This is a genomic window from Mycobacterium genavense ATCC 51234, assembly GCF_000526915.1.
GTDB lineage: Bacteria > Actinomycetota > Actinomycetes > Mycobacteriales > Mycobacteriaceae > Mycobacterium > Mycobacterium genavense.
Map to the genome: position 1 here is coordinate 1 of NZ_JAGZ01000023.1, position 10,236 is coordinate 10,236.

9 protein-coding genes and 3 pseudogenes are annotated in these 10,236 nt (G+C 66.0%); 7 read left to right on the forward strand and 5 right to left on the reverse strand.

Translation table 11 applies throughout. From position 1 onward, the window contains the following. From T428_RS0124445 to T428_RS30790, 6 genes and pseudogenes are all read left to right on the forward strand, one after another. Positions 1-721: pseudogene (locus tag T428_RS0124445) on the forward strand (MCE family protein); the annotation flags it as partial. Then, complete coding sequence (locus T428_RS30785) at positions 691-1,524, forward strand: hypothetical protein (protein WP_025738510.1); 834 nt, start codon at positions 691-693, stop codon at positions 1,522-1,524. The pseudogene T428_RS0124445 and the gene T428_RS30785, both read left to right, overlap by 31 nt. After that, a complete protein-coding gene (locus T428_RS0124455) occupies positions 1,521-2,483 on the forward strand; it encodes an RDD family protein (protein WP_025738511.1) in 963 nt (320 codons plus the stop codon). Before T428_RS30785 ends, T428_RS0124455 begins: the two co-directional genes overlap by 4 nt. Beyond that, complete coding sequence (locus tag T428_RS0124460; RefSeq protein WP_025738512.1) at positions 2,480-3,037, forward strand: mammalian cell entry protein; 558 nt, start codon at positions 2,480-2,482, stop codon at positions 3,035-3,037. Before T428_RS0124455 ends, T428_RS0124460 begins: the two co-directional genes overlap by 4 nt. Further along, on the forward strand, positions 3,004-3,699 hold the full coding sequence (locus T428_RS0124465) for a hypothetical protein (RefSeq protein WP_025738513.1): 696 nt from the start codon (positions 3,004-3,006) through the stop codon (positions 3,697-3,699). Before T428_RS0124460 ends, T428_RS0124465 begins: the two co-directional genes overlap by 34 nt. 37 nt (positions 3,700-3,736) lie before the next feature. Next, positions 3,737-4,416: pseudogene (locus T428_RS30790) on the forward strand (YoaK family protein). Positions 4,417-4,427: 11 nt separating this feature from the next. Here T428_RS30790 and T428_RS0124475 read toward each other — a convergent pair. From T428_RS0124475 to T428_RS0124490, 4 genes are all read right to left on the reverse strand, one after another. Continuing rightward, positions 4,428-5,537 (reverse strand): phosphodiester glycosidase family protein, encoded by a 1,110-nt coding sequence (locus T428_RS0124475; RefSeq protein WP_025738514.1) that lies wholly within the window; start codon positions 5,535-5,537, stop codon positions 4,428-4,430. Positions 5,538-5,617: 80 nt separating this feature from the next. Continuing rightward, positions 5,618-7,033, reverse strand: coding sequence for a YhgE/Pip domain-containing protein (locus tag T428_RS0124480; protein WP_025738515.1), 1,416 nt, complete (start codon positions 7,031-7,033; stop codon positions 5,618-5,620). Between the two features lie 26 nt (positions 7,034-7,059). After that, complete coding sequence (locus T428_RS0124485; protein WP_025738516.1) at positions 7,060-7,788, reverse strand: pirin family protein; 729 nt, start codon at positions 7,786-7,788, stop codon at positions 7,060-7,062. 13 nt (positions 7,789-7,801) lie between these two features. Then, on the reverse strand, positions 7,802-8,665 hold the full coding sequence (locus T428_RS0124490; protein ID WP_036468856.1) for a MarR family transcriptional regulator: 864 nt from the start codon (positions 8,663-8,665) through the stop codon (positions 7,802-7,804). A gap of 63 nt (positions 8,666-8,728) precedes the next feature. On the opposite strand from T428_RS0124490, the gene T428_RS0124495 reads away from it, so the two are divergent. Then, positions 8,729-9,865, forward strand: coding sequence for an NAD(P)H-dependent amine dehydrogenase family protein (locus T428_RS0124495; RefSeq protein WP_025738518.1), 1,137 nt, complete (start codon positions 8,729-8,731; stop codon positions 9,863-9,865). A 114-nt stretch (positions 9,866-9,979) separates the two neighbouring features. On the opposite strand, the pseudogene T428_RS35195 reads toward T428_RS0124495, so the two are convergent. After that, positions 9,980-10,236 (reverse strand): annotated as a pseudogene (locus T428_RS35195) (hypothetical protein); the annotation flags it as partial.

The following is a 10,236-nucleotide window of genomic DNA, read 5'->3' on the forward strand; positions in this document are numbered from 1 at the left end:
CTACCACACCGGCGTGGAGCAGGTGCTGGTGTTCCTGCCCCAAGCCGCCTCGATCACCCAGACCGTATCTACCCCGTTCCCGAACCAGGCCGCGCTGGACCTCGGCTTGACGATCAACCAGCCGCCGCCCTGCCTGACCGGTTTCATTCCCGCCTCCGAGTGGCGGTCACCGGCCGATACCAGCCTGCAACCGCTGCCGTCGGGCACCTACTGCAAGATCCCGATGGACACCCCGGCCAACAGCGTGCGCGGCTCGCGCAACATCCCCTGCGTGGATGTCCCCGGCAAGCGGGCGGCCACGCCGCGCGAGTGCCGCGACCCCAGGCCGTATGTGCCCGCCGGGACCAACCCGTGGTTCGGTGACCCGAACCAGATTCTGACCTGCCCGGCGCCGGGAGCCCGCTGCGACCAGCCCGTGAAACCCGGCATGGTGATCCCCGCGCCATCTATCAACAACGGCATGAACCCGGCGCCGTCGGACCGCGTCGCCGAGTCGCCACCTCCGGTCAGCGACTCGCTACAGCGACCAGGTACCGGCACGGTGCAGTGCAACGGACAGCAGCCCAACCCGTGTGTCTACACGCCGATGGGACCCCCCTCGGCGGTATACAGTCCCCAAAGCGGTGAACTGGTAGGGCCCGACGGCGTCAAATACTCCGTCGAAAACTCGACCAAAACAGGAGACGACGGATGGAAGGAGATGCTGGCACCAGCCGGCTGAACCCACCACCGATGTCGATGCTTAGTCGTCTGCGTCGGAGACGGCCGAAGAAATCGGACGACGTCACCGACCAGACCAACCCGGAGGTGACGGCCGAGGATTCGCCAGAATCCGAGTGCGGAGCCGACCAGACCGAGGTGACGGCGGAACCCGAAGCCACCCCGGAAGCCGAAGTTTCGCCAGCGCCGAAGGACGACACCGAAGCCGCGCCGGCTTCCGACGATTTCGAACAGTCGCCGGCCGACGACGGCTCTGAACAGCCGCCGGCCGACGAGTCGGCGGAAGCGCTCCCCCCTGCGCGTTCCCCGTCGGCGCTGGGCCGGGGATGGCTGGCCGGCATCGCCGCCGCTCTGCTGTTGCTGGCCGGGGCCGTCGGCGCCGGTGGCTACCTGGCGCTGCGCTACCACCACGAGAGCCAGCTGATCGCGCGCAACAACGCCGCGGCGGTCAAGGCGGCGATCGATTGCGTTTCGGCGACGCAGGCGCCTGACACCAACGCGATGATCGCCAGCGAGCAGAAGATCATCGAATGCGGCACCGACGCCTTCCGGCAACAGGCCATGGTTTACACCGGCCTGCTCGTGCAGGCGTATCAGTCCGCGAACGTCCACGTCCAGGTCTCGGATGTGCGGGCCGCGGTCGAGCGCGACAACAAAGACGGTTCGATCGAAGTGCTCGTCGCGATGCGCGTCAAGGTGTCCACCGAGCAGTCGGAGAACGAGACCGGTTATCGGCTGCGGGTGAAGATGGCCATGGACGAAGGCCAGTACCGGATCGCCAAGCTCGACCAGGTGACGAAGTGACGCTGGTGGTCGAGGAAACTGCGACCACACCCCCCCAAGTGTCATCACAAAATGCCTTGGCGCCGTGGCATATTCGCGCGGCTGCGGTCGCGGTCGACTTGCTGCCCGCCGGCGCCGTGGCGACGACGATGGCGTTGGTGTCGTTCACCGTGCCGCCGCGGGGCGGGTGGTGGTGGCTGAGCAGCTGCGTGCTCGGGATTGCGATCCTGGCACTGTTGGTCAACCGATTGCTGCTGCCCAACATCTACGGATGGAGCTTGGGCCGCGCCCTGTTCGGCATCTCGGTGGTACACCGCGACGGAACGGTCATCGGCGCCTGGGGCCTGCTACTGCGGGATCTGGCTCACCTGCTCGACACCATGTCGGTGGTGGGATGGCTTTGGCCGCTGTGGGATTCGCAGCGGCGCACCTTCGCCGACATGCTGTTGCGCACCGAGGTGCGGTACTCGGAGACGCCGCGGCCCGACATCCGGCGCTGGACGATCGGCACGGTGCTGACCGCGACCGTTCTGTGCCTGGCGGGCGCCGCGGTGAGCTACGCGGTGGTGTACTCCCGCGATCGGGCGACCGATCAAACGCGGGCCCAGATCGCGATCCAGGGGCCGAAGATCGTCGCGCAGATGCTGACCTACGACCCGACGACACTTGCCGACGATTTCAAGCGGGCTCAGTCGCTGGCGACCGACAGCTACCGGGGCCCGCTCAAGGCGCAACAGGACATCGTGCAGAAGGGAAACCCGCTTATCAACGAATACTGGGTGACCGACGGCTCGATCGAATCGGCGTCGCCGGATCGGGCGACGATGCTGTTGTTCATGCAGGGACGTCGCGGCGCGGCGCCCCAGGAGCGCTACATCACCGCGACGGTGCGGGTGAATTTCGTCAAGGACGGCGGCCATTGGCTGGTCGACAACCTCACCGTACTGACCAAACCGAAGCCGCCGGGGAACGGAAAATGAGCCCCCGCCGCAGGTTTGAGCCCGGTGAGGGCGCGCTGCTCGTCGAGACGGATCCACAGACGCAACGCCGGGCCTGGGGGTTGCCGGTGGCCGGCACCGTCGCCGCGGTGTTGACCACGGCGGCGATCACACTGGCCACCCTGATGCTGATCTCCCATGAATCCCGCGAGCACGCCGCATCCAAGGACCGCGAGGTGCTCAGCTACGTGACAGGGTTCATGACGCAGTTCACGTCGCTGGATCCCTACCACGCCAACGACTACGTGACGCGGATAATGGCCCAGGCGACAGGCGATTTCGCCAAGCAGTACCACGACAAGGCCAACGAGATCCTGCTGCAGGTCGCCCGGGCGGAACCCGCGACTGGCAGCATCCTCGGGGCGGCCGTGGAACGGTGGAACGACGACGGCAGCGTCACTGTGATGGTGGCAACCGAAGTCACGTCCAAGTCGCCGGATCAAAAGCAGGTATTCGAGAACATCAACCGTTGGACGGCAACTGCTACACGGGAAGGAAATCAGTGGAAGATAAGCAGCCTGCTGCAGGTGATCTGACCGATCTGACCGCCGACGACATCGCTGATCACGACGAAACCACCTCTGCTGCAGCGGAATCCGGCACGGCGGAGTCGGACGAAGCCGGGGACACCGCCGAGTCGGCGGCCGCTCCCGAACCGGGCCGGCGGACGCGGCGCAAACTGCTGGCCGGCAAATGGATGGCCGTCGTCGTCGTGGTGGCCGCACTGCTTTTCGTCGGCTCCGCGGCATTCGCGGGCGCGGCCATGCAGCCCTATCTGGCCGACCGTGCCACGGCGACAACCAAACTCAACGTGGCCCGCACCGCGGCCAACGCGATCACGACGCTGTGGACCTACACGCCGGAGAACATGGACAGCCTCGCCGACCGCGCGTCGCGCTACCTCAGCGGCGATTTCGAGGCCCAGTACCGCAAATTCGTCGACGCCATCGTCGCTCCGAACAAGCAAGCCAAGATCAGCAACAGCACCCTGGTCACCGGCGCGGCGGTCGAATCGCTGGACGGCCCCAACGCGGTTGTCATCGTGTACACCAACACCACCTCGACGAGCCCGCTGACCAAGAACATCCCGGCGCTGAAGTACCTGTCCTATCGGCTTTTTATGAAGCACACGCACGGGCGCTGGATGGTGACCAGAATGACGACGGTCACCTCGCTGGATCTCACGCCGCATCCGTAACCCGGCCGAACCGAGACCGCCGAAATATACTCCACCCGTGGCCGCCACGTCGCCGGTAACCGAGCGTTCGACCGTTGCGGCGTTGCTGCTACTGACTTTTGCCACCGGCCTGGCCGACTCGATCAGTATCTTGGTCCTCGGTCACGTTTTCGTCGCCAACATGACAGGCAACGTGATCTTCCTCGGGTTCTGGCTCGCCCCGCGCACCAGCATCGACCTGACCGCGGTGTCGGTGGCCCTGCCCACCTTCGTCACCACCACCACCATCCTCAGCGGCCGGTTGTCACGACATTTCGGTGACCGGGCCCGGCAATGGATCACCACCGTGCTGGCAGCGGAAATCGTTCTGCTGCTTACCTTGTCGATCTTGGCCGGTGTGGGCATGCTGCACTATCACGACAACACCAAGCTGATCATGATCGGGTTGCTGACGGTGACATTCGGTCTGCAGCATTCCAGCGCTCGCCAGTTCGGTATCCAAGAGCTGTCCACGACGGTGCTGACGTCGACGATCGTCAGCCTCGGGCTGGACAGCCGATTGGCGGCGGCACCGTCGAACGCCAAAAGCTGCGCTTCACTGTGATTTTCACGATGTGTGCCGGCGCGTTCCTCGGCGCGACGCTGTCGCGGTTCTTCATCGCTCCGGTGTTCACACTTACGGCATCCGTGGTGGCAGCCAGCCTGCTGATCTTCAGGTACGGTCCGGCCGAGGCTTGACTCGCCGCTGGCTAGTTGAAGGCCAACCAGCTGGGCAGGGCGCGCTCGTGGGAGTCGCAGAGCACCTGACGGGTGTCGCAGGAGCCGCGCGGTGAGCCCGCGCCGGCCCACATCCCGCCGGTGTCGCGACGCAGCACGATCGCCGACGACCCACCGCCATCCAGCAGGATCGCGGTGTCGCTGCCCAAACCGCGGAACAGGTCCTGCATGTTGTCCGGGGTGTAGCTGCCGCCCTCGAAGATGTACATCTCGTCGCGCTGCTTCACGTAGGCCAGGGCGGTGCGCGCCGCGCTGGGGCCGCCGTCGTGCAGCTGCTGGGTCTGGCCGGGGCCCAGCAGCCCGATCCCGGACACCGCGACGAACTTCGCGTTCTTGTTCAGCAAGTCGGCGACCACCGGGGTGGCGGCGTCGTAGTCATTCTTGCCGCGTGGCCACACCACGTACGGCGCACCGCCGGTCGGCAGGATCATCGTCGTCAGCGACGACCAGCTTTCCCCGCCGCCGGAAAGCCCTTGCTTGCCGGGGTAGGCCACCGTCCCGGTGACGGCCTGGTTGGCCCGACCCTGCCCGTTGGTGTTGTCCACGAACGCGCCCAGCGGCGAGCTGCAGCCGGTCTGACGCCACGAACCGGCCTTCTGGCGGCGCACGTCGAAGAAGTTGGCGTTGATCGCGATGGTCGGCTGGCCCATCCGTTGCCACGCCTGCAGCGGCGTGTACAGCTCCGAGGCCTGCCACAACCCCTCGCCGGTGCGGGCCCCGGGGTTGTTCTCGCAGCGCGCCTGAACCCCGCGGTGCGTGTCGACCAGCAGGTGCGGCGCCAGGCGTTCGGACGCGTTCTTGATGATCATCAAATGCCCGCCGTTGTTCATCTCGTACCACCGCCCGCTGGCGTCCATCAGCGGCGTGGGGTGGCCGGGGCCGAAGTTGTAGACCAGATACGAGCCCTTGGTGGCGCCGATCGCGCTCGCGAGCGCTTCGCGGCCGTCCGCGGCGTGGGCGATGGGCGGTGCGACGGTGCTGGTCACCAGGGCGCAGGCGAACACCGTCGTGAGGCGGACCGCCAGTCGGCGCAACCCGGTGCGTCGTGTCAGCACGGCAGCTCTTTCGGCCCTGATGTGGATGCAACGGAAACATCATCAGTCACATCAGTCACAGCTGTCAACATGAATAACAAACGTGTGACACTTGGGCCGCGCCCGAATTACGTTTGCTTGCTTACGCTTTCGGGATCAGTCTCGCTGGTGTCCGCATCGCCGGATTTCGCATCGGCCGAACTCTCGTGCTTGTTGCCGATGCGCGCCTTGTGCTGCGCTTGGTGCGCCTCGGTGATCGCGACCCCGATGGCCCCGGGAATCCGGTGGAATCCGCTGCGGTCGTAGATGCGGGTGACGATGCCGCCCACCAGCAGGCCGATCACCAGTCCGATCGACGTCATCCACAACGCCTGCGAGAGGCCGGCCGCACCGTCGCCGTTGAGATACAACAGCGACCGCACGCCCAGGAACACCTGGTGCATCGGCTCGAACTCGGCCAGCCAACGGAAGAACGGCGGTACCGCCTCCAGTGGGACGGTGGCGCCCGCCGACAGCAACCCCACGATCACGAAGACCAGCATGCTGAACAGCAGGCCCATCGAACCCAGCACCGCAATCAGTGAACTGGACGTCACGCCCACCGCGACAATCGCGAAAACGCCGTAGGCCCATAATTGCCAGCCGAGCTGAATCGGCATACCGAGTCCATGGGCGATGGCCAGGTAGACACCGGACGTCAACAGTGCCAGCGCCACCATGATTCCCCACTTCACCAGCAGGGTGCGGAAGCGAGAGATGTTGGCCTGCTCGGCAAATCGATACACCGGACCCCACTCGGCCGGCACATACCCGAGCAGTGTGTCCACCAAGGTGGACACAACGATGCTGCCGGTGAAGCCGGCCAGCAGCAACAGCAGGGCGTAGTAGAACGCCGACAACCCGTTGCCGGTGCCCTCGGGCAACGGGTTGTACACGGACGACTTGATATCGATCGGGCTGGCCAGGCCGGCCTGCGACGCGCCCGTCAGCGGCGCATTGCCGGTCTGCTCTGCGACTTGAGACGAAAGATACTGTCCCACTTTGGTATTGGCGGTGGACATGGCCTGAGTCAGGGTCTGCCCGGCGATGCCGGCGCCCAGCGTGCCCGCGCGGGGGTTGGTGAAGATCGTGACCGAGGGCCGCTGCGCCTTGGTAGGCATCACCGCGCTCTCGCCGTACTCGCGCAGATTCGAGGAGAACGTCGGCGGAATCACCAACTCGCCGTACGCCTGTGCCCGGTCCAGCAGCCGTTTGGCCTCGTCGTGGGAGACCACCCGGACGTCGAACTTGTTCTTGTCCAGCGCGGCGACCAAACCGTCGACGATCTTCGGGCCCGCGGTACCGGCGTCCTCGTTCACCACGGCGATCGGGAAATGGTGCAGGTTGGTACCCGGGTTCAAAATGCCGCCGAGATACAGCGCGCACAGCGCCGACATGAGGGCCAGGGTGGCGCCGATGGGCAACGCCCAGAAATTCACCGTTTTCAGTGCTTTTACATCGCGCTTTGGGTTTGGCACCGCGTGCCTCGGCTGCGCTTTCGACATGCCGGATCCCGTCTGTCCCGCCTACTCTATTGGTTCTGGCCACCCAATCCCGCGCGCATCTCCCAGATCAGCAAATCGGTCGGCTCGCTCGCCGTCAGGCGCCGACCGTCGGTGTCGGTGAGCCGGGCCGCGTCCCCGTCGGCGAGTTCGTCGACGCCTTCCAGATTGACCCGGCCGCGCGCCACGAAGACGTGCAGATACGGGGCGGCGGGTGCGACGACGGCGTCATCGGGGTGCAGCCGCGCGCCGTGCAGTGCCGCACCACCGTTGTGCAGACGGATGGCCGCGTCGCGCCCGGGTATGCCCGAGGCGATGGTCACGAGTTCGGCACCGATATGGCCGATCTCATGCTGTTGGTAGCCGGGGGCGATGCCCGATTCGTCGGGGACAACCCACATTTGCACGAAATGCACTGGCTGCGTGGCGGAGTCGTTTTTCTCCGAATGTAGGATCCCGCTGCCCGCCGACATGCGTTGCGCCAGGCCCGGATAGATCACACCGTGGTTGCCAGCCGAATCCTGGTGCGTCAGTTCGCCTTCAAGCACCCATGTGACGATTTCCATATCGCGGTGCGGGTGCGTGTCGAATCCGCTGTGGGGCGCCACGACGTCGTCGTTGTTCACCACCAGCAACCCGTGGTGGGTGTTGTCCGGCTCGTAGTGGTCGCCGAACGAGAACGAATGTCTGGATGTCAGCCACGGCGTCGTGGTGACGGCTCGATCCGCCGCGCGCCGAATCTCGGAAATGGCAGGCATGACATCAGGGTAATCACACCGCGGCGCCGAGCAGCCCCTGCGCGTGCTGCAGTGCGTCGTCGAGTGCGGCCAGCGTCAATGAGGCCGCGCCGCCCAGATGGATCTCGATTTGGTACTCCGGCTGCGCGTGCCGGCCAAAGATTGGCAGCACGACGAATTCCGTTGACGCCAGCTCTGTTTCGAGCGTGTCGGTAGTCGATTGCAGGGTCACCATCGTCATCAGCGTGGTGAGCTGGCGGGTGATCTGCGCGGTGGGCTCCAACGACGCGAGTACCCCGGCCAGCCGATGGTGCAAGGACTGGTGCGTGTCGTCGAACCGCCAGGCGCCGTAGCCACGCGCGCGGATGTCGGCGAGTACCCGTTGCTGTTGTGCGATTTCGGCGCGGGACAGCCGCGGCACCACCCGCTGCAACCAGGCCTGCACGAATTCGTCGTCGCGCCAGGCCATCGCGACCAGTCCGAATGGCGGATCGATAAGGAAGCGCTGGCCGACGGCATGCCCACCGTCAGTGCCATGCCCCACCGCGTCGACGGTGGTCAGGTGCCGCCCGCCGATCCTGGACATCGAACAGCCCGCGCCGAGGGCGTGGTGCAGGAAGGTGAGGGCTTCGCGGCCGCGGTCCAGCAGCGGGAACTGCATACGCAGTCCGTGCACCAGCCCGAACAATCCGCTGCCCAGGCAATAGCGGCGATCCCCGCGCCGGGTGACCCAGGACCGGCGTTCCAGCTCGGCCAGCACCAGCGCGCAGGTTGAGGTGCTGATCCCGCACGTCATCGCCAGCTCCGCCGAGGTTCGCCCGTCCGGCGAATCCGCCAGCGTGGCAAGCACATCCATCACCCGAGCGGTGGGCGGCGACTTGGCGGTTGACGTACCCATGCCCGGCTCCCTAGCATCTGTCCAAAATGTCGGACTAATGATCCTAATACTAGGAGAATAGTCGTGCTAAAGGTGGGAGTCTGGGGGCCGGGATCGATGGGCGTCATCGCCCTGCGAGGCGTGATCGACCACCCCGAGCTGGAACTGACCGATCTCGTGGTGCACAGCGACGCCAAAGCGGGTCGCGACGCCGGAGAGCTGTGCGGCATCGCCCCGGTCGGCGTGGTGGCCACCCAGGATCCGGGGCCGATGCTGGCCGGCGCTGCGGACGCGGTGGTGTATGCCGCCGGCGCGAACCTGCGGCCGCTGGAGGCCGTGGCGGACATGGTTTCGATTTTGCGGGCCGGCAAGAACGTGGTGTCGTGTTCGGTGGTGCCGCTGGTCTTTCCCGACGCCGTCGACGCGGCATTAACCGATCCGCTGCGCCAGGACGCCCTCGATGGCGGGGTGTCGTTCTTCACCACCGGCATCGACTCCGGGTTCGCCAATGATGTTCTGCCGCTGCTGCTTACCGGAGTGTCACGGGTCATCGAATCGGTGCGGGTGACGGAAATGTTCAACTACGCCACCTACCCGGACCGGTCCGCGGTGTACGAGATCCTGGGTTTCGGCAAGCCGCCGGAGTATCAGGCGTTCGCCGCCCAGCCGGGCATATTCACCTTCGGCTGGGGTCCGGTGCTACACCAGCTCGCCGCGGGGCTGGGCGTCAAGATCGACAATATCGAGGACAGCAACGAACGCGTCCCCGCCACCGAGTCGTTCGACACGCCCACCGGGCGCATCGAGGCGGGGACGATCGCGGCGATGCGCTCGACGCTGACCGGATATGTCGGCGGCAAACCAACTTTCGTCGTTGACCACGTGACGCGGATGCGCGACGACCTGGCACCGGACTGGCCCCAGCCGCACATCAGCCTCGCGCCGAAGGACCTCGGCTTCGGGCTGGCGTCGGGCCGCGGTGTCTATCGCGTCGAAAGCGACGGCTCGCGCAGCATGCGATGCGAATTCGAGATGGCCGAGGACCACGACCACGATCTGGGCGCGCGCATCGCCGGTTCCTCGTGCATGGTCAATGCCATCCCCGCGGTGTGCGCGGCCGCGCCGGGACTGCTGTCCGCACTCGACCTGCCGCTGATCACCGGTGCCGGGCTGATCCGTCCGGTCTCCGGCCCGCCACCGGACAGCCGCCTACTTGCATAACGTCCGCGTCGAGTTGTGCTCCGGGCTCGGGTGACGGGCATCGGAGTCGCGGGTGCGGGTTGCGGATGTTTCAGGTGAAATTCGTTATGCTCCAATAGGTTTGAGTGCTGGTGCTTAGTTGGTGGGTGGTGGTTGTGGTTGGAAGGGTTGGTACCACCACCAGTGGGCGCGTTCGCCGGTGGGTCCGGGGCATGGTGGCACGTCGGGTGGGGGTTGGGTGGGTGCGCGAGTGATCCTGGGCGCAGTGGTTGGCCGGTGTGGTCGGTGACGAGCAGGTGCTCGGGGTCTCCGGTGATGGTGATCAGGCCGCGGTGGTGCAGGTGGTGGTGGTAGGGGCAGACCAAGACGATGTTGGTCAACTCGGTGGGGCC